Source organism: Halosolutus sp. DAT137 (genome assembly GCF_059736405.1).
In genome coordinates, this window is sequence record NZ_JCAQID010000001.1 from 446349 (window position 1) to 468084 (window position 21736).

The 21736-nt window shown below is 64.0% G+C and carries 22 protein-coding genes; 8 read left to right on the plus strand and 14 right to left on the minus strand.

The window, feature by feature from the left end; translation table 11 throughout:
• Position 1 precedes the first annotated feature (1 nt).
• A complete protein-coding gene (locus tag AC6I6L_RS02260) occupies positions 2-673 on the minus strand; it encodes an HAD family hydrolase (protein WP_497916090.1) in 672 nt (223 codons plus the stop codon).
• Between the two features lie 171 nt (positions 674-844).
• Here AC6I6L_RS02260 and AC6I6L_RS02265 point away from each other — a divergent pair, with 171 nt between their 5' ends.
• Complete coding sequence (locus AC6I6L_RS02265; protein ID WP_497916091.1) at positions 845-2041, plus strand: 3-dehydroquinate synthase II; 1197 nt, start codon at positions 845-847, stop codon at positions 2039-2041.
• A 90-nt stretch (positions 2042-2131) separates the two neighbouring features.
• Here AC6I6L_RS02265 and AC6I6L_RS02270 read toward each other — a convergent pair whose 3' ends face one another.
• From AC6I6L_RS02270 to AC6I6L_RS02280, 3 genes are all read right to left on the minus strand, one after another.
• Positions 2132-2572 carry a DUF7575 domain-containing protein gene (locus AC6I6L_RS02270; RefSeq protein ID WP_497916092.1) on the minus strand — a complete coding sequence of 147 codons (441 nt, stop codon included), beginning with the start codon at positions 2570-2572 and terminating at the stop codon, positions 2132-2134.
• Between the two features lie 139 nt (positions 2573-2711).
• The gene (locus AC6I6L_RS02275; protein ID WP_497916093.1) at positions 2712-3398 is read right to left on the minus strand and encodes a type I 3-dehydroquinate dehydratase; all 687 of its coding nucleotides are present in this window, start codon (positions 3396-3398) and stop codon (positions 2712-2714) included.
• 74 nt (positions 3399-3472) lie between these two features.
• Positions 3473-4453 (minus strand): transcription initiation factor IIB, encoded by a 981-nt coding sequence (locus tag AC6I6L_RS02280; RefSeq protein ID WP_497916094.1) that lies wholly within the window; start codon positions 4451-4453, stop codon positions 3473-3475.
• A 218-nt stretch (positions 4454-4671) separates the two neighbouring features.
• Between AC6I6L_RS02280 and AC6I6L_RS02285 the strand changes: the two genes are divergently transcribed.
• Both AC6I6L_RS02285 and AC6I6L_RS02290 read left to right on the plus strand, forming a co-directional pair.
• A complete protein-coding gene (locus AC6I6L_RS02285) occupies positions 4672-5190 on the plus strand; it encodes a DUF84 family protein (protein WP_497916095.1) in 519 nt (172 codons plus the stop codon).
• A gap of 262 nt (positions 5191-5452) precedes the next feature.
• On the plus strand, positions 5453-5674 hold the full coding sequence (locus tag AC6I6L_RS02290; protein ID WP_497916832.1) for a DUF7123 family protein: 222 nt from the start codon (positions 5453-5455) through the stop codon (positions 5672-5674).
• Between the two features lie 120 nt (positions 5675-5794).
• On the opposite strand, the gene AC6I6L_RS02295 is transcribed toward AC6I6L_RS02290, so the two are convergent.
• The 5 genes from AC6I6L_RS02295 to pyk all read right to left on the minus strand — a co-directional run bounded on the left by AC6I6L_RS02295 (position 5795) and on the right by pyk (position 10808).
• The gene (locus tag AC6I6L_RS02295) at positions 5795-6412 is read right to left on the minus strand and encodes a winged helix-turn-helix transcriptional regulator (protein WP_497916096.1); all 618 of its coding nucleotides are present in this window, start codon (positions 6410-6412) and stop codon (positions 5795-5797) included.
• 175 nt (positions 6413-6587) lie between these two features.
• The gene (locus AC6I6L_RS02300; protein WP_497916833.1) at positions 6588-7739 is read right to left on the minus strand and encodes an SPFH domain-containing protein; all 1152 of its coding nucleotides are present in this window, start codon (positions 7737-7739) and stop codon (positions 6588-6590) included.
• Positions 7740-7860: 121 nt separating this feature from the next.
• Positions 7861-8481, minus strand: a complete 621-nt coding sequence (locus tag AC6I6L_RS02305) for an NfeD family protein (RefSeq protein ID WP_497916097.1) — start codon at positions 8479-8481, stop codon at positions 7861-7863.
• A 72-nt stretch (positions 8482-8553) separates the two neighbouring features.
• On the minus strand, positions 8554-8964 hold the full coding sequence (locus AC6I6L_RS02310) for a DUF7312 domain-containing protein (RefSeq protein WP_497916098.1): 411 nt from the start codon (positions 8962-8964) through the stop codon (positions 8554-8556).
• Between the two features lie 83 nt (positions 8965-9047).
• Positions 9048-10808, minus strand: coding sequence for a pyruvate kinase (gene pyk, locus AC6I6L_RS02315; protein ID WP_497916099.1), 1761 nt, complete (start codon positions 10806-10808; stop codon positions 9048-9050).
• A 130-nt stretch (positions 10809-10938) separates the two neighbouring features.
• On the opposite strand from pyk, the gene AC6I6L_RS02320 reads away from it, so the two are divergent.
• Positions 10939-11226, plus strand: a complete 288-nt coding sequence (locus AC6I6L_RS02320) for a GYD domain-containing protein (RefSeq protein ID WP_497916100.1) — start codon at positions 10939-10941, stop codon at positions 11224-11226.
• 75 nt (positions 11227-11301) lie between these two features.
• Here AC6I6L_RS02320 and metG read toward each other — a convergent pair whose 3' ends face one another.
• On the minus strand, positions 11302-13428 hold the full coding sequence (gene metG / locus AC6I6L_RS02325; RefSeq protein WP_497916101.1) for a methionine--tRNA ligase: 2127 nt from the start codon (positions 13426-13428) through the stop codon (positions 11302-11304).
• A 64-nt stretch (positions 13429-13492) separates the two neighbouring features.
• On the opposite strand from metG, the gene AC6I6L_RS02330 reads away from it, so the two are divergent.
• Positions 13493-13657, plus strand: a complete 165-nt coding sequence (locus AC6I6L_RS02330; protein WP_497916102.1) for a hypothetical protein — start codon at positions 13493-13495, stop codon at positions 13655-13657.
• Between the two features lie 19 nt (positions 13658-13676).
• Here AC6I6L_RS02330 and AC6I6L_RS02335 read toward each other — a convergent pair whose 3' ends face one another.
• Together AC6I6L_RS02335 and mfnA are read right to left on the minus strand one after the other, a co-directional pair.
• Positions 13677-14000 (minus strand): hypothetical protein, encoded by a 324-nt coding sequence (locus AC6I6L_RS02335; protein WP_497916103.1) that lies wholly within the window; start codon positions 13998-14000, stop codon positions 13677-13679.
• 45 nt (positions 14001-14045) lie between these two features.
• The gene (gene mfnA, locus AC6I6L_RS02340) at positions 14046-15131 is read right to left on the minus strand and encodes a tyrosine decarboxylase MfnA (protein WP_497916104.1); all 1086 of its coding nucleotides are present in this window, start codon (positions 15129-15131) and stop codon (positions 14046-14048) included.
• A gap of 202 nt (positions 15132-15333) precedes the next feature.
• On the opposite strand from mfnA, the gene AC6I6L_RS02345 reads away from it, so the two are divergent.
• A complete protein-coding gene (locus AC6I6L_RS02345; protein ID WP_497916105.1) occupies positions 15334-16626 on the plus strand; it encodes a glycosyltransferase family 2 protein in 1293 nt (430 codons plus the stop codon).
• Between the two features lie 49 nt (positions 16627-16675).
• Here the strand turns inward: AC6I6L_RS02345 and ppsA are convergent, their stop codons facing one another.
• A complete protein-coding gene (gene ppsA, locus AC6I6L_RS02350; RefSeq protein WP_497916106.1) occupies positions 16676-19087 on the minus strand; it encodes a phosphoenolpyruvate synthase in 2412 nt (803 codons plus the stop codon).
• Positions 19088-19352: 265 nt separating this feature from the next.
• On the opposite strand from ppsA, the gene AC6I6L_RS02355 reads away from it, so the two are divergent.
• Complete coding sequence (locus tag AC6I6L_RS02355) at positions 19353-19991, plus strand: hypothetical protein (protein ID WP_497916107.1); 639 nt, start codon at positions 19353-19355, stop codon at positions 19989-19991.
• On the opposite strand, the gene AC6I6L_RS02360 is transcribed toward AC6I6L_RS02355, so the two are convergent.
• Positions 19992-20891, minus strand: a complete 900-nt coding sequence (locus AC6I6L_RS02360; RefSeq protein ID WP_497916108.1) for a PhzF family phenazine biosynthesis protein — start codon at positions 20889-20891, stop codon at positions 19992-19994.
• A gap of 116 nt (positions 20892-21007) precedes the next feature.
• Here AC6I6L_RS02360 and AC6I6L_RS02365 point away from each other — a divergent pair, with 116 nt between their 5' ends.
• Complete coding sequence (locus AC6I6L_RS02365) at positions 21008-21706, plus strand: phosphoribosyltransferase (protein ID WP_497916109.1); 699 nt, start codon at positions 21008-21010, stop codon at positions 21704-21706.
• Positions 21707-21736 lie beyond the last annotated feature (30 nt).

The following is a 21736-nucleotide window of genomic DNA, read 5'->3' on the forward strand; positions in this document are numbered from 1 at the left end:
CTCACAGTACCGTCTCGAACGCCTCCAGCGACTCGAGTTCGTACGTCGGCACGTGCTCGACCGATCGATCGCGGCCGGTATCGATCCAGGCTGAATCGAGACCGACGGCGTTCGCACCGGCGACGTCGGCCCGCAGCGAGTCGCCGACGTGGATCGCCTGATCGGGAGTGGCGTCGAGCGTCGAGAGGGCGCGCTCGAACGGTGCGGCGTCGGGTTTCGGAGCGATGCCGGCGCTCGGCTCGACGAACACGCGGGCGTCGAACGCGTCTTCGATCCCGAGTGCGCGTAGCTTTTTGCTCTGGGTCGGTCGTCCGCCGTTGGTGATGAGTCCCACCGGTCCGTTGTCGCGGGCGCGTTCGAGAGCCGCTCTGGCTCCGGGTTTGAACCGGACGGCGGTCGGGTCCTGCACGTCGAGATAGCTGGTCGCGAGGGGGGCGGAGACGTCGGTATCGACGGCGGCGCGTCTCGCGGCTTCAGTAAAGAGATTGTCGTAGAACTCCCGGGCCGTCTCGGCGACTGGAAGCGAGGGGACGACTGCCCGGAGGTCCCCCGGCGAACAGAACTGCTCGATTCCGGCGCTGTCGAACGTTCGCTCGAGGAGCGCTCCGGGGTCCTGAGTGGACTCACACAGCGTGCTGTCGAGGTCGAAACAGATCGCGTCGTAGGCGGCCATTCGATCGTCTTTGGCCGCCGATCCTTCTCAACGTTTCGTCGTCGGGCCTGCCGGTCGATCACCCCGAACGTGGTGGATCACGCGACTCGCTGCCGACTCGGTCTCGGTCTCGCGTCTGACGCTCCTGTGTGATTCGCCACGTTCAAGCCGGTCCCCTTCGATCGTCGAACTATGACGAGAGCTGTCTGGGTCAAAGCCGACGATACCGTCGGCGACTGGGATGACCGCCGGGCGCGGATCACCGCCGCGCTCGAGTCGGGAGCCGACTGGGTACTGGTCGACGAGGACGACGTCGAGCGCGTCCGCGAACTGGGCGACATCAACGTCGCCGCCTACCGGACCGACGGGGACGTGACGCTGGTCGACGACGTCGAGGCGGAGGCCGAGGAGGACGACCCGGCCACAGAGCCGGACGCGATCGTCGTCGGCAAGGATGGCGAGGGGGACGGAACGATCGACCTTCCGGACGATTTCTCGGGGTCGGCCGACCTCTCGACGCTGCGCCGCGACGGCGGCGAGGGTCTCGAACGGGGCGCGTACGTACGAATTCTCGGCAAGGAGTACGAGGGATTCGCGGAGACGGCCGCCCAGGAAGCCGACCACACGATCGTCGTCGGCGAGGACTGGACGATCATCCCGCTCGAGAACCTGATCGCCCGGATCGGCGAGGAGACGGACCTGGTCGCGGGCGTGACGACCGCCGACGAGGCGAAGACGGCGTTCGAGACGCTCGAGATCGGCGCGGATTCCGTGCTGGTCGACTCGGACGACCCCGACGTGATTCGGGAGACCGTCGAGGTCCGGGACGAGGCCGAACGCGAGTCGCTCGACCTCGAGTACGCAGAAGTGCTCGATATCGAACGCGTCGGCAGTGCCGATCGGGTCTGCGTCGATACGGGCAACCTGCTCGAACACGACGAGGGGATGCTCGTCGGCTCGATGGCCCGCGGCCTGGTCTTCGTTCACGCGGAGACCGCCGAATCGCCGTACGTCGCCTCGCGCCCGTTCCGCGTCAACGCAGGTGCCGTCCACGCCTACGTTCGCACGCCCGACGGCGGGACGAAGTACCTCTCAGAACTTCAGAGCGGCGACGAGGTGCAGATTCTCGACACCGACGGTAACACCCGCGAAGCGATCGTCGGCCGCGTCAAAATCGAGAAACGGCCTATGTTCCGCATCGCACTGGAAACCGAGTCGGGCGATCGAGTCGAGACGCTCCTCCAGAACGCGGAGACGATCAAGGTCCCGACCAGCGAGGGTCGACAGGCTGTCACCGACCTCGAGGCCGGCGACGAACTCCTCCTCTACTACGAGGACACCGCGCGACACTTCGGCGAGGCCGTCGAGGAGAGTATTATCGAGAAGTAACGAGGTCTGAGAGAGTAGTCTCGAGGGCAGGAACCGTCTCACGGTCTCTCTCGAGAAATCGGCACCTCACCTCGACGGCAACGAGTCCGCTCAGTGTCGAGTCGGTTCTTCCGGTTCTGGCATATCCTCGACGTCCTCGTCCGCCGGGGGTTCGAGCCGAGTCGTACACCAGTGACAGAACGTCAGGTCTTCGTCGAGTTCCTTACCACACGCCGGACAGGACGGGCCGTCGCCGCCGTCGTTCGATCCCGGCGGAAACCCCATCGCCCGGAACGCCGAATCGATCGTCGCGAACAGCACGATAAACGAGAGCACGAACCAGCTTCGCGTGCTAATGTCGTTCGTGACGCTCAGTGCCTCCGAGATGGAGCTTGCGGCGGTTAGCTGGTCGGTCGATACGAGAAAGGCGATCGTCGCGAAGTACAACCCGGTGAAGATTATGGCGCGGGCCCAGTCACGGATGAGGGCGTGGCCCGCTCCGGGCAGGAGCACGGAGAGGCCGGCGGCGAAGAGCGCGCGGAGCCACGTCATTGTAGAAGGGTCGTGACTCCGTGCCCTTAACATTCCGATTTTCTTTTCCGTTCGCCGTACCGACTAATGGAGGATCGACAGGGTCGCGATCATCGTCACAACGTACCGCCACGTCGACTCCCTCGACGGTAGCGGCCACCTACGAGAGCGTTGCGACGAGCGCTGATAGCGTCGCCAAATCGTACTGCCCCGGCGCAGTCGCATCCGCAGCATCCACGGGCGCGTAGCCGATGTTTGACCCGTAGACGGGCGCAACCGCACGCGTATGACTTCCGATTTCGCCCATCGCCATCGTCGCAACCGTCTCTCCGTGGTACGTCAACTGCTCCGTCGCCGAGAGCAGCGCGATCGTATCCGCCTTCGATTCCGCCGTCACGGCAACTTTCGCGACATCGCCGTACTTGCCGGCTTCGGTCAGCGTTCGCACCAATTCGTGGCGGGGCGGCGTTCCCTCGAAGTCGTGAGCCGACACGACGATCGCGACGTCCCGCTCTCGAGCCGTTTCGAGGAGGGAATCGGTGTCGATCTCATCGTCGAGGATCGCCTCGAGTTCGACGTCGATCGCTTCGACGGAATCGAGCGCAGTCGCCTCGGCCAGCGCGCCCAGCCGATTCTCGTCGCTGCCGTCCCACTCGCCTCCCTCCCAGATGGCGCGATTGGTCGCCAGAATCGGCAACTCGCCGTCGTAGCCCTCGAGGGCGGCCAGTGGCTCGTCGGCAAGGTCCATGCGGAACTCGATCGCGTCGGCGTGTTCGCGGGCGGCGGGCTCTTCGCTCAGGTCGGCGGTCGATGCGGCGAGGACGAACTCGTCGAACTCGAGACTCATCGCTCTGACGTAGCGCGAAGAACGGAAAAACGGTGTCGTTTCGGTACGTGACCGCGGGTCGAGAGCGATCGACCTTACGCGAGTCCGAGCGTCTCCTCGGCTTCGAGCAGTTCGTGGTAGCGGTTCCGGATCGTCACTTCGGAGATGTCCGCAACGTCGCTGACGGCGGCCTGGGTGGTCTTCTCGTTGGTCAGCAGTGCTGCGGCGTAGACTGCCGCAGCGGCGAGGCCGACCGGCGACTTTCCGCTGTGGACACCCTTCTCTTTCGCGTTCTGAAGGAGGCCGCGAGCACGGTGCTCGGCTTCGTCCGAGAGTTCGAGTCCCGAGGCGAACCGTGGCACGTAGCTCTCAGGGTCGGCCGGCTGGACTTCGAGCCCGAGTTCCCGGACCACGTAGCGGTAGGTGCGGGCGATCTCGTTTTTCTCGACGCGAGAGACGTCAGCGATTTCGTCGAGCGATCGGGGGACGCCGGCCTGTCGCGCAGCGGCGTAGACACACGCCGTCGAAACGCCCTCGATCGATCGACCCGGAAGCAGATCCTCGTCGAGTGCTCGTCGGTAGATGACGGAGGCGGTCTCGCGGACGTTCGTCGGGAGACCGAGCGCGCTGGCCATCCGATCGATCTCGCCCAGCGCCTGTTTCAGATTACGCTCCTTGGAGTCTCGCGTGCGGAAACGCTCGTTCCACTTGCGCAGGCGCTGCATCTTCTCGCGCTGGCGGGAGCCAAGCGAGTTGCCGTAGGCGTCTTTGTTGCGCCAGTCGATGTTCGTCGAGAGCCCCTTGTCGTGCATCGTGTTCGTCGTGGGCGCGCCCACGCGGGACTTCTCGTTTTTCTCGGCGGCGTCGAACGCTCGCCACTCGGGACCGCGGTCGACGGAGTCCTCTTCGACGACCAGTCCGCACTCTTCACAGACCGTCTCGCCGTGTTCGTCGTCGACGACCAGGTTGCCCGCACATTCGGGACATGCGAGGTCGTTGGTCTCCTGCTCGGTTGTTTCCTCGGTCGATTCCTGTTCGGTTCGCCGTACTCGGGTGTTCGATGGTGCGTTTGTCATGCGGGAGCGAGTGCTGTCCGGCTAAACCAGTCGCAAAAGCCGGACGGATTCGTTACCTACGTCGTTCCGACAGCCACGGTTTAACAGTTTCGAAATTTTGTCCCGACAACGCCCGAAAACGGATAATTCGAGGGGTATGGTATGAATAACCAAAACAGTAAAGTTACCGATCGCGTTCGAGCCGTGGGAGTCAACTCTCTCCGCTGGAAAGACAGCGTATGCACGTCGCCGTTGGGAGTACGAACCCGGTCAAAGTCGCCGCCGTCGAACGATCGCTCGAGCGGTTCGAGCCGACGATCACCTCGATCGCAGTCGACTCGGGCGTTCCCGAACAGCCGTGGTCGATCGAGGAGACCGTGACGGGTGCGAAAACCCGCGCTCACCGATCGCTCGCTGAAGCCGGCGGGGAGTACGGCGTCGGGCTGGAAGGCGGGGTCGCCCGGATCGACGGCGTTTCGGGGCTCTCGCTGATCATGTGGGCTGCCGTTACCGACGGCCAGCGACTCGAGTGCGGCGGTGGGCCGACGCTTCGCCTCCCCGATCGGGTCGCGGACCGACTCGAAGCCGGCGAGGAACTCGGCCCGGTGATGGACGACGTTCTCGATACCGAGGGAATCGCCAGATCCGTGGGTGCCGCCGGCATCCTCACCGACGGCCTCACCGATCGGACCCAGGCGCTGGGCGAGGCCGTCGCGTGTGCGTTCGGGCCGTTCCGTCAGCCAGAGTACGACGAGTAACCCCTCCCACCGGCCGGGACTGCCGCTTGCGAGCCGTTCGGTCGCGATCCGGAAATCCGGTAGGCAGCCATTTGCCCCGAAACAGTCACCGCTTCCGGACCGTCACCCGATCGGACGAATTAACTGGACGTACCAACGCTCGCTTTCCCCTCGGTTATTCCGCGATTACTTTCCGAGAAAACCGCACGACTGCGGAGGGTTAGCCACGCGTACCAAACCCCCTAAGCATGGCGCTGTCTACTGGGTGAGTATGAGCACTGCAATGGCGCCCGACCTCACGAGCAAACAGCGGCGGATTCTCCGATACCTCCGGGAGAACGCGGCGACGAAGACGTACTTCAAGTCGCGTCTCATCGGGAAGGAACTCGGGATGACGGCCAAGGAGGTCGGTGCGAACATTACCGCCTTGCAGGAGGGTGACTTCGACGTCGACATCGAGAAGTGGGGCTACTCTTCGAGTACGACCTGGAAAGTCGACATCTGAGCGGGCGATTCGAGGACTTTAGTGGTCCTCACGTCCCGTTCGACTCACCCACACCTCGTCAGCCTCTGCTCGTTCGCGGACGTGTACTTTCAACTGGCGACAGCCGGCACCGCCGATCGCTCAGCCGCTGTACTCGAGATACCCGTCGGCGTCCCGTGCGAGCGTCATCGCTCGCTGGCCGAACGAGTCGGCGTGGCGGACGATCAAGAGCAACACCGTCGCGGGACGTTCGACGGCGTAGCCGTCTTCCCTGGAGAGCAACCCCGCCGCCTCCAGTTCGCCGGCGTACTTGCTCACGGTCGGTGGCGACACGTCGAGTGCATCCGCGAGGTCGCCAGCGGTTGCATCGGGATCGAAGAGGAGTTCGATCAGCATCCCGCGCGGTGTGGATCGACGGAGGTAGCCGAGGGCGTCTTTTTCGAACTCGTCGAACCGGTTCGCCGGGACGAACCGCTTGTAGTCACCGTCGCTGTAGCGCTCGATCGCGCCGGCGTCTTCGAGCTGGCGTAGGTGGTGTTGGGTCTCGCCGGTTCCGAGCTGGAGGTCGTCCCGTATTTTCGAGAAGTGAGCCCCGGGCGTCGTCGAGAGGTAGCCGGCGATCGCATCCCGCGCGTCACTATCGCCCGTGTCGGCGGCAGCCGTCTCGGAGAAGCGAGCGAGCGGCGCGGCCGCACCCAGTGCGGCAAACCGGCGAAGGGTCGCGCGCTTGCTGTCGTCGACTCCATCGGACGGGCTCATCGTGTGTCTGTATTCCGAAAGGGGACGCGACCTAAAACCGGTTTCGTTACAGTTCCATCACTGTACTGAGACATTCAGCGGTCCCAACAGGCGATACCGCGCGGTTTCGCGGACCGTTCGACACGGGACGATCGATCAGCGATGCCCCGACTGTGTCGGTCCGTTCGCTGGACGATCAGTTCGTCTCGGTGTCGCCGTCGCTCGCGGCGGTGTCGGCGTCGGCACCGCCGTCGGTCTGGAACTCCTGGTCCATCTCTTCGATCACTTCGTCCGGATCGGCGATCTTCGCCGGATCCTTTCCTTCCTTGATCGCCTGGGCTTCCTGTTCCATCGCCTCGACGTCCATGTCGGCCTCCTGGTCGATCTCGCCGATGATCTCGGCGATGTCGTCGAGACCGATCAGTTCGCGCGTCTCCTCGTCAAACTCGAGGCTCTCGAGTTGCTTGCCGTCTTCTTTGACGTCGCTGCCCGAGAGGTGTTTGCCGTACCGGCCGACCATCGAGGTGAGTTCCTGTGGCATCACGAAGGTGGTCGATTCGCTCTGGCCGATCTCGGTCAGGGCATCCATCCCCTTGTCGATGACGGCGCGTTCGCCCATCGATTCGGCCGATCGGGCGCGCAGAACGGTCGAGATGGCGTCACCCTGTGCTTCGAGGATCTGGCTCTGCTTTTCACCCTGGGCGCGGATGATGTCGGACTGTTTGTCACCTTCTGCCTTCTCGACGGCGCTGCGGCGTTCACCCTGCGCTTCGAGGATCATGGCACGGCGTTTTCGCTCGGCGGAGGTCTGTTGTTCCATCGCGCGCTGGACGTCTTTTGACGGGTTGACCTCGCGGACCTCGACCGATTCGACGCGGATCCCCCACTCGTCGGTCGGTTCGTCGAGTTCCTGGCGGATCTTCGCGTTGATCTCCTGGCGCTTGTTGAGCGTGTCGTCGAGTTCCATGTCACCCAGCACGGCACGCAGGGTGGTCTGGGCGAGGTTCGAGACGGCCTTCTTGTAGTCGTCGACCTCGAGGAAGGCCTTCTTCGCGTCCATCACCTTGATGTAGACGACGGCGTCGGCGGTGACCGGCGAATTGTCCCGCGTGATCGCTTCCTGGCGGGGCACGTCGAGCGTCTGCGTTCGCATATCGAACCGATACGTGTTCGAGACGAACGGCGGCACCCAGTTGATCCCGGGTTCTAACAGCTTTCGGTACTCACCAAAGACGGTCAGGGCACGCTTTTCGTACGCGTCGACGATCTCGATCGCACTGAGCAGTGCGGCGATAACGACGACGAGGACGAGGGCCCCGATAAACAGCAGGGCACCACCGGTTTGCATGGGGAGCAATTCCATACTCCGATGTTACGGTGGCGTCATGAAAAGCGTTCCCTTGTCGTACTGACATTCGGGAGGGAATATCGCCTCCTCGAGTGCGATCGCCTGCGTTCGCGAGGGATAGTTACCCGGAACTACTCGATTCGGTTTCAGTCATCGAATCGTCTGGTTCCTCCGATGTGGCCGGGTCATCGGATTCCGTTTGCGGGGCTGACTCGTCCGACTCGGACTCGGTCGCCGAGTGCTGGGCGAGCGCGCGATCGATCTCGTCGTCGCCGATCGCACCGAGGGATTCGACCGTCAGCACGTTCCCGCCGCCGGGATCGAGGACGATGATCTCCTCGCCCTCTTCGATCGTGCCACTGGTCGATCGCGCGCTGTAGTAGGGCGCGAAGCCGCCCTTGTCGAGTTTGACCTCGCCGCCGCGGCTGGTGACGGTTTCGGTAACGTAGCCGGTCGTGCCTGCGAGGGAGTTCGAGTCCGAGGTCTGTGCCGTTCCCTTCCCGCCGTAGAAGTCGAATTCGCGGTAGACGTACGTCGCGGCGATCCCGATTCCGAGGGTCAGCGCGGCGAGTACGAGCACGTTGGCCGCGGGCGGGAAGAGCATTCCGACGACCCCCGCACCGACCAACGCGACGCCGATGACGATGAGGTGTGCCCCGGGCGACAGCGCTTCCAGGCCCATCAGGACGAGGCCGGCTGCCAGCAAGACGAGGGGCAAGTTGTCGAAGAGGAGTTCGAGCATATTGGGGGCTAGGGTCTCAGCCCGATTAAAGGTTTATTGCAGGCGAAATCGGCGTTCACCAGTTCGGTTCAGTCAGCCAAGCGGTAACGCGAGCAATCGAACGATGACGAGGATCATCGCGACCGCTCCCAGCAGGATGAAGAGGGCGTGCTCGAGGTCCGGATCGCCCGGTTCGATCGGCGTCGAACTGGGCTCGGGACCGTACTCTTGGGCGGCCGCCTCGCCCGTCTCCGCGTCGGTCTCGGTCCCGGAGATATCGATCGGTATCCGGTCGCGGAGTGGTGATTCGTCGTCGGTCGCCCGTACATCGGTAGCTCGGTCGTCGCTCGCGCGGTCGGTACTCGTGGCGTCCGACGACGGGGCCGGCTGGCTGTCCGGCCTGTCGTCGCTGTTCCGTGGCCCGTCGTTGCCGTTCCACGATCCGTCGCCCCCCCATCGTTCGTCACGGTGGTCGGCTCCGTCGCCGGACGCGTCCTCTGGCATACGCAGGTCTAGCACAGCCGTCGTCAAAAGTCCGCGGTCCGAGCGCGATCCGATCGTCGATTCCGGAGTCTCGCGTCGCTCGGTTACTGGCGCTCGACGCTTCGGTCTCGGGTATCGCCGCCGTAGACGACGCCGCGTTCGGCGTCGAGCGTGACCGTCAGTCCGTCCGCTTCGTCCGTGAGGTCCGCGCCGCTGATCATCGGAATCCCCATCTCGCGGGCGACCAGCGCCGGATAGCCCGTCATCCCTCGCTGGGCGTCGACGATACCAGCGACTTTCGAGAGGTCGCCCTCAAACTCCGTCTCGAACTCGGCGGGTAGTGCGAGCACCGCGCCTTCGGGAACGTCCGAGAGGTCGCCGTCCTCGACTACCACGAGCGGACCGGATGTCCGGCCCTCGACGACGACACGGCCGGTCGTCAGCGCTTCGGCGGCCACGTGGACCTTGAGCATGTTCGTCGTGTTCGCGCCTTCCAGTTCGGTCATCATTCCACAGAGGACGACGACCGTGTCGCCGCTTTCGGCCACGCCGGCATCCAGCGCCGCCTGGACCGCTTTTTCGACGACCGCACCCGCTCCCTGATTGGAGACGTTCGCATACAGCGGCGTGACGCCCCAGGAGAGTGCGAGCTGGCGGCGCACGCTGTGACTCGGCGTCGACGCCACGACTGGGACGCCAGGCCGGTATTTCGCGGTCTTCAATGCCGTGTAACCGGATTCGGTCGCGGCGACGATCGCGTCAGCGCCGATGTCCCGGGCCATGAACCGGGCCGATCGAGCCAGCGCGTCCGTCCGCGCCTCACCCGAGGCGGGGACGCGCTGTTCGAGCAGCTCGGCGTACTCCTCGGAGCGTTCGACCTGGCGAACGATCCTGTCCATGGCGCTGACAACCTCTACGGGATGGTCGCCGATCGCGGTTTCCGCCGACAGCATCACGCCGTCGGTGCCGTCGAGGACGGCGTTGGCCACGTCCGAGGCCTCGGCCCTGGTCGGGCGGCGCGCGTGGACCATCGAGTCGAGCATCTCCGTCGCCGTGATGACCGGCTTGCCCGCCTCGTGGCATTTGCGGATAATTCGTTTCTGGACCATCGGCACGTCCTCCATCGGGCACTCGACGCCGAGGTCGCCGCGGGCGACCATCACGCCGTAGGAGGCGTCGATAATTTCGTCCAGATTCTCGACGGCACCGGCCCGTTCGATCTTCGAGATGATCGGAATCTCCGCGCCGAGTTCTTCGAGCACCTCGCTGACCTCGTAGACGTCTTCGGCATCCCGGACGAAACTCGCGGCAACGAAATCGACCTGTTTCCGGGCCGCGAGTTCGAGATCCTCCCGATCGGAATCGGTGACGATGTCGAGGTCGAGATCGACGCCGGGTACGTTGACGCCCTTGCGGCCGCCGAGGTCGCCGCCGGTGTCGACGTGCGCACGGATGCTGTCGTCGTTTCTTTCCAGAACCGTGGTTTCGATCAGGCCGTCATCGAGCAGGATTCGATCGCCCTTCTCGACGGCGCCGATCGGGAGCGAGAGACCAACTCGCTCCGGCGTGACGTCGTCACCCTCTGCGAACTCGATCTCGGAACCGGTTTCGAGCGCGACCGTCTCGCCCTCCGGAAGGGGCGCGGTCCGGATTTCGGGTCCTTTCATGTCGAGCATGACGGCGACGGGTTCCTCGCGTTCGTCGTCGACATCTCGAATTCGATCGATGAGTTCGGCTCGATCCGTGCGACTTCCGTGGCTCGCGTTGAGCCGGGCGACAGACATCCCGGCGTTGGCGAGGCTGCGAATCGTCGATCTGGTGTTCGACGCAGGCCCCAGCGTGCAGACGATTTTCGCGTTTCTCATGTCGAGAGCTATCGGTGGCACCGGCAAAAAGATAGGTGATTTACTCGGTGACGAGTTTTCGTTCGTTTAGGGCACTATCCCGTCCTGTGCCACGTCAACCGTTTTGCATGCGGCCGTCAACGCGTGACGTATGCCCACCTACGCCTCATTCATTCGACTCACCGATCGAGACATCCAGAACGCCCAGGAGATGGCGTCGACCTGGGGCGAGATTCGAACCGAATTCGAGCAACACAACGCCGAACTCCTGGATTCGTACGCGGTGCTCGGCGAGCACGACTTCCTCGTTCTCTTCGAGGCGGGCGACCACGAGGCGGGGTTCAAGTGTGCGTTGACGCTCTGTCGCCACGGACTCGACGGCCAGACCATGGAACTCATCGATACCGACGACTTCTCGAACTTCGTCGACGAAATCTGAAGGAGCGTCGGCGTTCGGTCCCGATCGACGACCCGCGCGTCGATCGCTTCGATCCGGCGGTCTGTGCCTATGGCGTTATTGTACTTTCTCACCGATCGCGGCGTCCCCGTGGGTCGTCAGCAGGTCCGCGTCGTCGCCGGCGGCGAGGATCATCCCGTTGGATTCGACGCCGAACAGCTCCGCGGGTTCCATGTTCGCCAGCAGGATGCACTTCTGGCCGGGGAGTTCGTCGAGGTCGTGGAGCTGTTTGATGCCGGCGACGACCTGCCGGGTCTCGAAGCCGATGTCGACTTCGAGGCGTGCGAGGTCGTCCGCACCTTCGATCCCTTCTGCGACTTCGATCCGGCCGACGCGCATGTCGACGTTCTGGAACTCCTCGAAGCCGATACGATCCTCGGTTAGCGGCTGGAGGTCGTCCGTGTCGGCATCCGTCTCCGTCATGTCGTCGACTTCGTCCGCCCCGGTGTCGTCGCTTTCGGTTTCAGCGTCGTCGGCTTCGTCCGCGTCGGTGGCCGCGGCCGCGATGCGGTCTTCGAGTTTCGCCTCGAGTTCTGTGACGCGATCGTCCTCGATCTTTTCGAAGAGTTCGCCGGGTTCGTCGAAGTTCCGCGGCGGCGCATCGAGTGCCGCTTCGAGGTGGGCGTCTGCCACCGCGCCCTCTTCTCCCAGCTGTTCCCACAGGAGTTGGGCCTTGTCAGGCGCGATCGGTTCGAGCAAGACGCCCACCGCCTTGGCGATCTGGACGCAGTCCCGAATCACCTGTGCGGCTTGCTCTGGTTCCTCGTCGGTGAGCTTCCAGGGTTCGTTGCGCTGGATGTACTCGTTGCCGAACTGTGCGAGTCGCGTCGCCGCGTGACCGACGCCACGAAGCGAGTAGTCGTTGACGCTCTCGCGAACCTTGCCGATTGCATCCTCGATCCGTTCCTGGACGTCATCGGAAACATCGGCGTCCGGCGTCCCCTCGTAGTTCCGGTAGGCAAAGAGCAGCGATCGGTACCAGAAGTTGCCCACGGTGCCGACGAGTTCGCCGTTGACCTTCTCCTGGAACGCCTCCCAGGTGAAGTCGACGTCCTGTTGGAGACCGCCGGTCGTCGTCAGATAGTACCGCAGCAGGTCGGGGTGGAACCCTTCGTCGAGGTACTCTTTCGCCCAGATGGCGCGGTTGCGACTCGTCGAGAGTCCCTTGCCGCCGATCGTGATGAAGCCGGTCGCGGCGATTCCACGCGGCGCGTTGTAGCCGGCCCCTTCGAGCATCGCGGGCCAGAAGACCGTGTGGTGCTGGATGATGTCCCGGCCGATGATGTGGACGATCTCTCCGTCATTTTTCCAGACCTGTTCCCAATCGTACTCGTCCGCGCCGACGCGCTCGGAGTACTGCTTCGTCGAAGAGATGTACTCGATCGGGGCGTCGACCCAGACGTAGAGCACGAGGTCTTCGGATTCGCCCGCATCACCGTCGGCTGGGTAGTCGATCCCCCAATCCATATCGCGCGTGATACACCAGTCTTGCAGGCCGTCTTCGATCCACTGGCGGGGCTGGTTACGGGCGTTCGAGGTCCCCTCTAGAGTGTCGAGAAAGTCGGTCAGGTAGTCGGCAAACTCGGAGACCGCGAAGAACTTGTGCGTGCGCTTGCGGTACTCGGCGGGGTTCCCGGTGATCGTACTCTCCGGGTTCTTGACCTCGCCGGGTTCTAAGTGGCGCTGACAGCCCTCGTCGCACTCGTCGCCGCGGGCCTTTTCGCCGCAGTAGGGACAGGTGCCCACGACGTACCGATCGGGGAGGTACTGATCGGCGTCGGGATCGTAGGCGACCTGAATCTCCTTCTCGTAGACGTACCCTTCCTCGTCTAGCGTCCGGACGATCTCCTGGGTCGTCTCGACGTTCGTCTCGTCGTGGGTGTGGCCGTAGTTATCGAATTCGACGTTGAATTCGGGGAACGTCTCCTCGTACTGGCGGTGCCATTCCAGTGCGAAATCTTCCGGATCGACGCCTTCCTGTTCCGCGTTGACGGCCACCGGGGTACCGTGCATGTCCGAGCCGCAGACGTACGCCGACTGCTGGCCGAGCGTCTGAAGCGCGCGGTTGAACGCATCTGCACCGATATAGCCCCGCAGGTGACCGATGTGGAGATCGCCGTTGGCGTAGGGCAATCCACAGGTCACGACGGCGGGACTGTCCGTCGGAAACTCGTCGTTGCTCATACTCGCCACGATGGGACCGTGGGCGTAAAACCCGCCGGTTTCGATCGCCGCTGGCAGTATCTCGGTGGCACCGCACCTCGCCGAGGACGGCTCAATCGGCACCGCCTGGATCTGGGCGGTCCGGATTCCCGTTGTCCTCGCGCTGTTCGCGGCGCTATACCTCGGCATCCTCGAGTACATCGAGTCCCTGCAGGAGGGGTTCTTCCCGTGGCTCGAAGACGAGTTCTAACCATCCCTCTGTGAGGACTCTACGAGCCGTCGACGGTCCAGACATCGACGAACAGGCCCGATCGACTACCAAGCAACAGAACGAGCCCGACGAGTAAAAAGCCGAGAAAGGCGGTCAGAAACAGCGCGCTCCCGCGATCGAACGCCAGCGAGACGGCCGCGCCGACCCACGCGAGCCAGCCCAGCGCTTCCCAGGGCCGGCCGCCGTAGAGCCGCCAGAGCGCGATCGAGAGCAGGAAGCCGCCACCCATCGCCGCGACGACGATCCCGTCGAGGACGAACGCGGCTGCCACCAGGCAGCCGATCCCGGCGATCGCGACGGCATCGAGTCGATCCATCGCCATAGCTGACGCTTGCGGTGACGCGTCAAACGGGTATCGATTCGATCGTCAGTCGTCGCTCGCGATCGGCACGCTCGCACGGACCTCGAGTCGATCGAGGTCACCGATGAAGGAGGCGAGCATCTGTCGGGTTACGTGGGGCATACAGACAATCCGAAGTTCCCCGGATGCCGTCCGCGAGATACGCCACCCCTGATCGCGAAGCGTCTCGAACGTCGATCGGGGAACGTCGGCCGCGACCAGCGGGAGGGTCGGATCGACGACCTCGTAGCCGCGTTTCTCCAGGGCGTCGGCGAGCCAGTCGGCGTTGTTCTGCGAGCGGACGTACTGCGCCCGATACCCCGTCGGCCACAGTTCCTCCATCGCGGCGACGGCGCTCGCGACGCCCGCGCCCGACCGGGTTCCCGTCAGCGTCGCTTGGGCGGTCGACTCGAGATACGGCGTACTGACGGCGAGTTCGTCCAGCAGGTCCGCAGATCTGACGAGCAACCCGCCGGCCGGGACCGCGGCCTGTCCCATCTTGTGGGGGTCGATCGCCATCGTGTCGATCGGCGCGTCGGCGAAGTTCCACTCGTGGTCGGTAAAGGGGAGGACGAAGCCGCCCCACGCGGCGTCGACGTGACACATGGCCCCGACGTCGTGGGCGATCTCTGCGAGGTCCGGAATGGGATCGACGCGGCCGTACTCGGTCGTGCCGGCGACGCCGATCACCAGCGCGGTTTCGTCGTCAACACAGGAGCGGACGGCGTCGAGCGCCGCACGGTGGTCGTCGTCGGTCGGAACGATTCGGAGGTCGACGCCGAGCACGTCGGCGGCCTTCTGAAAACTGAAATGTCCCGACTCGGGCATGACGACGTTCGGCGTCCGCGTCCCGGCCCGTTCACGGGCGATCCGGACCGCCTGAAGGTTCGCTTCCGTTCCCCCGCTTGCGACGTATCCCGTCGGTTCGTCGAGACCTGCAATCTCGCCCAGCAACGCGATCGCGTCGTCTTCGAGGGTGCTGACGGTGGGATAGGTTCCGGGGTCGCCGGGGTTCGTCGCGAGAAACCGCTCGGCCGCAGTCCGTGCGACCGGGTGTGGCTCCGTACACATCGAAGAGAGCACCCGATCGAACGTCTGCGGCTCCGCGTGCATGTTCCGGAAATCGTGCGGTAACGATTTATTAGTTGCGTTTACTACTGGCTCGAAGCGTACGCAATAACGATTCGACGAAGTCGGAATTCGTTGAGGTGGCTGTGACTTTTTGAGGGACCGGATTTCCGCCGGGTATCGCCTCCGCATCCCAGTCGTCCGTCATAACGAAATATTGATAGCCCGGTATTCGAAACGCTCGAGTATGCGTTTTGTTCCGTCCCGGCTGCTCGAACAGGGTGGAACTGCCATCGGGGTCGCCGTCCTGTTGGCCGTCGGATTCGTCCACGGGACGGAGGTTCAGACGCTGACCGTCGACTTGCTTATTATGACCATCCAGTTCGTCTTCCTCGAGGCACTCTCGTCGGTTGTCGTGTTCACGGGATTCGTCGCACTCACCGGCGGGCTGTTGGTTCGGGAGGTCTGGACCCCAAGGAATGCGATCGATCCGGTCACCGACGGCCCGACGATCACCGCAGTGGTGCCGGTCTACCGCGATCACGACGTGATGGCGACCAGCGTCGAGAGTCTTCTCGAGAGCAAATACGAGAACCTCGAAATCGTGATCGTCGCCGAGCCTGGCGACGAGGCGACCGTCGAACGAGCGCGCCATCTCGCGCGGGCATACGACTCCGTCGACTACACGATCAACGGCTGCCCAGGCTCGAAGGCTGGCGCGGTCAACCACGCGGTTCGTGAGTACGACGCCGCGTACGTGGCGGTATTCGACGCAGATGAGTGGATCGCTCCCGAATTCCTCTCGATCGCGATGGGATCGTTGCTCGACGGCGCTGACGTTTTTCAGGGCCGGCGAATCCCGCGCCCGACGGGCGTCGTGGAGACGATCGCCTACTGCGAGCGCATCGTCTTCCACGCGAGCTACAAACTCGTCGAACTGTTCGGCTTTACGAACTGCCGGAGTTCCTCGACGGTGATCAGTCGGCGCGCCTTCGAGCGCGTCGGCGGCTACGACGACAGGCTTACCGAGGACCTCGATTTCGCACACGCTTGCTACCGCGAGGGCCTCGACGTAAGGCAGGCCCGACAGTGTACGAACACCATGGAGGCCCCCCACACGATGGGCGACCTCTGGGGGCAGCGAAAGCGCTGGCGCGTCGGGCAGATCGAAGTGTTACACGCGACCGCCGTCGACGTGCTTCGCGGGCAGGCCGGACGACGCGGTCTCATCTCGATCGGACGGATGTGCTCGAGCCTGTTCGGAAGCCTCGTTACGCTCGCACTCGCGTCGAAACTCCTTTTGTTGCTCGTTCTCGATGTCGAATCCGCGTTCCTGATCCCCTCGGCCGTGTTGCTCGCGACGATCGGTCTCGTCGCGTGGCGAGACACCAGAGACGACCGGATCGACGGCCTCTCCTGGAGCGTACTGTTGGTCCCCGTACTTTACCCGGTCTTCGGCGTCCTCACGCTGAAATCGGGACTCGAGTACGGCCTGAGCTGGGATGGAAGCTGGTATCGAGTCCAAAAAACCGGGGCGTGACGATCGATCGGTAGCAAAACGGTTCGTAACGGGGTCGGCTGGTAGTTCGTTACCGCACCGAGTCGAGCAGCAGTTTCTGCTCGACCCGTTTCACTTCGTGCTGGACGTCACGGACGGCGTCGATGTTCGCGGAGATCGAACTCACGCCCTCGTTGACGAGGAACTGGACCATCTGGGGTTTGGAGCCAGCCTGCCCGCAGATACTCGTGTCGACGTCGTGTTCGCGGCAGGTTTCGATGACGTCACCGATCAGTCGCAAGATCGCGGGGTGGAGTTCGTCGAACCGATCGGCGACGTGCTCGTTGTTGCGATCGACCGCGAGCGTGTACTGGGTGAGGTCGTTCGTTCCGAAGGAGGCGAAATCGATGCCAGCACCGGCCATCTCTTCGACGGACAGCGCGGCCGCGGGCGTCTCGACCATCACGCCCCACTTTCGCTTCTCGGGGTCGATTCCCGCCTCTTCCATCAGGGCCTTCGCCTGATAGACGTCTTCGGCGTCGTTGACCAGCGGGAGCATGATCTCGACGTTGTCGTAGCCCATCTCGTAGAGCCGGCGGAACGCCTCGAGTTCGTGGGCGAAGACGTCCGCCCGATCGAGCGATCGACGGATGCCCCGGTAGCCGAGCATCGGGTTGTGCTCGTTCGGCTCGTCCTCCCCGCCCTCGAGCTGGCGGAACTCGTCGGTGGGGGCATCGAGCGTCCGCACCCGAACGGGTCGCGGGTAGAACTCGTCGGCGACGGACCGGATTCCCTGAATGAGTTCTTTCGTGTAGGCGTCCGCGCCGTTCTCCTCGATGAAGTTCTCGGGGGTCTGGTTCAGCGAGAGGATCATGTGCTCGGTCCGGAGGAGGCCGACGCCGTCGGCACCCGTCGCCGCCGCGCGCTCGGCGGCTTCCGGAATCGAGACGTTGACCTTGACTTCCGTCGCGGTCATCGGCTTGATCGGCGACTGCGGTCGGACCTCCTCGACCGGTTCGGTTTCCTCCTCGGGTTCGACCGCTTGACCCTCGAGAACCCGTCCCTTCTCGCCGTCGAGCGTGACGACCTGTCCGTCTCGCAAGACCGTCGTCGCGTTCGTCGTCCCGACGATCGCCGGGACGCCGAGTTCGCGGGAGACGATCGCGGCGTGGCTGGTCATGCCGCCCTCGTCGGTGATGATCCCCACCGCGCGTTTCATCGCTGGCACCATATCCGGCATCGTCATCTCGGTGACGATGATGTCGCCCTCGCTGACTTTCGCGAGATCGTCGAGCTTTTTGACGATCTTTGCGGGGCCGCTTACCGTGCCCGGACTCGAGCCGAGACCGTCGACGATGACCTCGCCCGATGCCTCCGCCCCGGTTTCCGCCGTCGCGTCGCCCTCGTCAGCTTCGGCCTCGGCAGCTGTGACGCTCCCGCTGCCGTCAGTCAGACCCGTCGTCGCGTCGAACCCATCCGCCGTTGGCGTCGATTCGGCCGATTCCTCCGTGTCGTCGATCGTCGTAATCGGCCGGGACTGGAGCATGTAGACCACTCCTTCGACGATCGCCCATTCGACGTCCTGTGGCTGGTCGTAGTGATCCTCGACGCGTTCCCCGAGGTCGAGCAACTGCTCGATCTCCTCGTCGCTGATGACGCGAGCGTTTCGTTTGTCCGTCGGGACCTCGCGTTCGACCGTCCGGCCCGTCTCCTCGTCTTTGACGTGCATCACCTTCTTCTCGGCGATGGTCACGTCGATCGATCGATCCTCGCGATCGACGACGTAGTTGTCCGGGGAGACAGCACCGGAGACGACGGCTTCTCCGAGGCCCCATGCGGCCTCGATGATCATCGTCGGATCGCCCGTCGAGGGGTGGCTGGTGAACATCACGCCCGATTTCTCGGCGTCGACCATCTGCTGGACGACGACCGCGATGTTGACTGACGCGTCATCGAACCCCTGTTCCTGTCGGTAGTAGATCGCTCGCTGCGTAAAGAGCGACGCCCAGCACTCTCGGACGCGATCGAGCAGGTCGGTCTCGGTGACGTTGAGGAACGTCTCCTGTTGGCCCGCAAAGGAGGCGTCAGGCAGGTCCTCGGCCGTCGCGGAGGAGCGAACCGCGACGAACGCCTCGTCGCTTTCGGTCCCCCCGTCGGAGCCACCGTCCTCGGACGAATCGTCTCCGTCCGTCCCGATCTCGCGGTAGGCCTCGAGAATCTCCTCGCGCAACGCCTCGGGAAACGGCGTCTCCATGATGAGTTCCTGTGCGCGAGCCGCAGCCTCGGCGAGCGCGCTCGAATCGTCGACGTCGATGTCGACGGCATCGAACAGCTCCTCGTCGATGTTCGCCCCTTCGATGAACGAGCGGTAGGTCCCGGCGGTTACGACGAATCCGGGCGGGACGGGTAGCCCAGCGTCGGTCAACTCGCCCAGGGACGCGCCTTTCCCACCGACCGTTTCGAGGTCGTCGGCGCTGATTTCCTCCAGCCAGAGTACAGCCATTGGTATCTGGGTGGTCACCAGAGCGAATAAAAAGGGTTGCGAACAGTTCCCACGAATCACAACTCGGCATCGAATGAGTTTTCGGGAAACGGCGTCCATTTTTGCCCGTCAGAGGCGCCGCGAACGCGGCAGAAAATCGCACCGAGACGCTCTACAGCGGCTGTTTACCGATCGGTTCGACTGCTAGAGCGTCGATCGAACTTCACATCTAGAAACGAGATAATCTTCCGTAGCGACTTTACAGTGTGGCTGACTGAATGGGGGTATGAATCTCGACCTTCGAAAGCCGTTCAGGTGGGCCGTCCTCTATCGCGCGTTCGCGACGGCTGCCCTGGGTCTCGGGTTCGTGCTGGTCGTCCTCGGCATCGTCGCCGGCTTCGGAAGCGCCGCCACCCAGCTCCTTACCAATCCGCTCGATCCCGGACCCGCGATCGAACAGGCGAATCCGATCGTGACGCTTGCCTTCGCCGTCGTCGCTCTCGTCGTCTGGCAGATCGGCAAGACCTACGCCCTGTTTATGACGCTGCCCCGCGCCGCCGGTCGCTCCGCGGCACGACAGATCGACACGGCGAAACTGCGAAGCGAGGTTCTCGACGGACTCGACGATCGTCTCGCGGATATGCAAGCCGACATCGAGGAAACCCGACGGAGCGTCCAGGAACTCAAACGAGCCGATCACGCCCAGCAGTTCGACGAGAGCGAGTACATCGAACGGGACGACGGTCGGAATCGAGACCGATCGAACGGCGGGACCGACGGCGGTCACAGTGCGATCGATCGACCGGACGCTGCCGTGACGGGGACCGTCGCGGATGGGACGTCCACCGAAACGGGAGCGTCGTCTCAGTCCGCAGCCTCCCGATCGGAGCCAGAAGCCGAATCCGACGACGACCCGCTCGCCTGATCAGGCTTCGATGATCTCGTCCGCGTCGTCCTCGGGGACGACCATCGTTCCGTCGAGGACGGTCACGCCCCGGCCGCCGACGCGGACCTCGCTCCCCACGCGGACGAAGACCGTTCCGGGACGGTCGACGTAGTGGCCCTGTTCGAGACGCAGTTCCTCGGGCAGGTCGCCGTCGAACGCCCCGAAGCGATCGAGGTAGGCACCGACGGCACCGCTTGCGGTTCCCGTCACGGGATCTTCCGGCACGCCGGCCCCGGGTGCGAACATCCGACCGTGGGCCGTCGACTCGGCGTCGAGCGCGTCGAACGTGAAACAGTAGATCCCCGTCGCGTCGACGTCGTCGGTGAGGGCTTCGATCGCCTTCAGATCTGGCTCGATGCTTCCGACATCCGAGAGGTACGTGATCGGAACGATCAGGAACGGGAGTCCCGTCGAGGAGACCGCCAGCGGGAGGTCTCTGCGCGCACCCTCGAGTGCGGCCTGATCCACGCCGAGTGCGTCCGCGACGCGATCGTAGCCGACCTCGACCTCGCGAACCGTCGGCGCGTCCTGGGTCATCCAGACCGTTCCGTCGGCGTCGATCTCGATCTCGAGGACGCCGACGTTCGTCTCGAGCGTCGTCGTTCCCGCGTCGAGTCCCTCGTCGTAGAGGTGGGCAAAGGAGCCGATCGTCGCGTGGCCACAGAGGTCGACCTCCTGCGTGGGGGTGAAGTAGCGTATGCGTCGATCGGCGTCCACGCTCGGGCGGAGAAACGCCGTTTCGCTCAGCGACAGTTCGGTCGCGATTCGCTGCATCTGCTTCTCAGAGAGCCCCTCGGCGTCGGGGACGACGCCGGCCGGGTTCCCCGCCAGCGGTTCGTCGGTGAACGCGTCGACCTGGAGCGCGCGAACCGTGTTCATACACTCGCCGTTGGCCGGCGGCGGCATCAATCCATCGTCGGCGCTGGGGCGGTCACCCCCGCGGGTTTTCAGCCCACTTATGAGGGACCCAGTCCTGCCCCCGAGTAGGTGCCACCATGTCCGACCTACCGGACGATTTCGACTGTACGATCACGAACTGGGAGTACATCTACGGTCTCTGTCGCGACGTCAGCGAGGACGTTCGACGCGATGACTTCGAGCCGGATGTCATCGTCGCGCTCGCCCGTGGGGGGTGGTTCGCGGGGCGGTGTCTCTGTGATTTCCTCGGTCTCGACGACTTGACGAGCCTGAAGATGGAACACTACGTTGGAACCGCCGAAAAAAGCGGCGAACCCACAGTACGCTATCCGATGCCGGAAGGCAGCGTCGACGGGAAAGACGTGCTCATCATCGACGATATCGCCGACACCGGCGGCTCGATCGAGCGGGCCTTCGAGTACGTCGACGATCGAAACGCCGGCGAGGTTCGGACGGCGACGTTACAGTTGCTCGGAACCAGCGAGTACGAACCTGACTACGTTGGCGAGCACCTCGAGGACTGGACCTGGATCGTCTATCCCTGGAACTTCATCGAGGACATGATCGACCTCGTCTCGGGAGTGATGGCCCAGGCCGACCGGGAGACGTTCGCCCAGAACGACATTCGCCACTTCCTCGCGGAATTCCACGGCATCGATCGCATCGAAATGGAAATCGCCCAGCCCGATCGGCTCCCGGAGGTTCTCTCCGAGATGGAACGCCGCGACGTCATCGAGTCGGACGGTCCAGGCGAGTGGACGCTCGCTGAGAACTGATAGTCGCCGGCCGAGTGTTCGACGGCGAAT

Coding starts and splice junctions, on each gene's coding strand:
- AC6I6L_RS02285 (WP_497916095.1), top strand. CDS start 4,672: ATGCACGTCGCCGTTGGGAGTACGAACCCGGTCAAAGTCGCCGCCGTC.
- AC6I6L_RS02320 (WP_497916100.1), top strand. CDS start 10,939: ATGCCCACCTACGCCTCATTCATTCGACTCACCGATCGAGACATCCAG.
- ppsA (WP_497916106.1), bottom strand. CDS start 19,087: ATGGCTGTACTCTGGCTGGAGGAAATCAGCGCCGACGACCTCGAAACG.
- AC6I6L_RS02310 (WP_497916098.1), bottom strand. CDS start 8,964: ATGCCAGAGGACGCGTCCGGCGACGGAGCCGACCACCGTGACGAACGA.
- AC6I6L_RS02260 (WP_497916090.1), bottom strand. CDS start 673: ATGGCCGCCTACGACGCGATCTGTTTCGACCTCGACAGCACGCTGTGT.
- AC6I6L_RS02295 (WP_497916096.1), bottom strand. CDS start 6,412: ATGAGCCCGTCCGATGGAGTCGACGACAGCAAGCGCGCGACCCTTCGC.
- AC6I6L_RS02305 (WP_497916097.1), bottom strand. CDS start 8,481: ATGCTCGAACTCCTCTTCGACAACTTGCCCCTCGTCTTGCTGGCAGCC.
- AC6I6L_RS02270 (WP_497916092.1), bottom strand. CDS start 2,572: ATGACGTGGCTCCGCGCGCTCTTCGCCGCCGGCCTCTCCGTGCTCCTG.
- AC6I6L_RS02345 (WP_497916105.1), top strand. CDS start 15,334: ATGCGTTTTGTTCCGTCCCGGCTGCTCGAACAGGGTGGAACTGCCATC.
- AC6I6L_RS02300 (WP_497916833.1), bottom strand. CDS start 7,739: ATGCAAACCGGTGGTGCCCTGCTGTTTATCGGGGCCCTCGTCCTCGTC.
- pyk (WP_497916099.1), bottom strand. CDS start 10,808: ATGAGAAACGCGAAAATCGTCTGCACGCTGGGGCCTGCGTCGAACACC.
- AC6I6L_RS02365 (WP_497916109.1), top strand. CDS start 21,008: ATGTCCGACCTACCGGACGATTTCGACTGTACGATCACGAACTGGGAG.
- AC6I6L_RS02360 (WP_497916108.1), bottom strand. CDS start 20,891: ATGAACACGGTTCGCGCGCTCCAGGTCGACGCGTTCACCGACGAACCG.
- AC6I6L_RS02265 (WP_497916091.1), top strand. CDS start 845: ATGACGAGAGCTGTCTGGGTCAAAGCCGACGATACCGTCGGCGACTGG.
- AC6I6L_RS02290 (WP_497916832.1), top strand. CDS start 5,453: ATGGCGCCCGACCTCACGAGCAAACAGCGGCGGATTCTCCGATACCTC.
- AC6I6L_RS02355 (WP_497916107.1), top strand. CDS start 19,353: ATGAATCTCGACCTTCGAAAGCCGTTCAGGTGGGCCGTCCTCTATCGC.
- AC6I6L_RS02275 (WP_497916093.1), bottom strand. CDS start 3,398: ATGAGTCTCGAGTTCGACGAGTTCGTCCTCGCCGCATCGACCGCCGAC.
- metG (WP_497916101.1), bottom strand. CDS start 13,428: ATGAGCAACGACGAGTTTCCGACGGACAGTCCCGCCGTCGTGACCTGT.
- mfnA (WP_497916104.1), bottom strand. CDS start 15,131: ATGCACGCGGAGCCGCAGACGTTCGATCGGGTGCTCTCTTCGATGTGT.
- AC6I6L_RS02280 (WP_497916094.1), bottom strand. CDS start 4,453: ATGACAAACGCACCATCGAACACCCGAGTACGGCGAACCGAACAGGAA.
- AC6I6L_RS02335 (WP_497916103.1), bottom strand. CDS start 14,000: ATGGCGATGGATCGACTCGATGCCGTCGCGATCGCCGGGATCGGCTGC.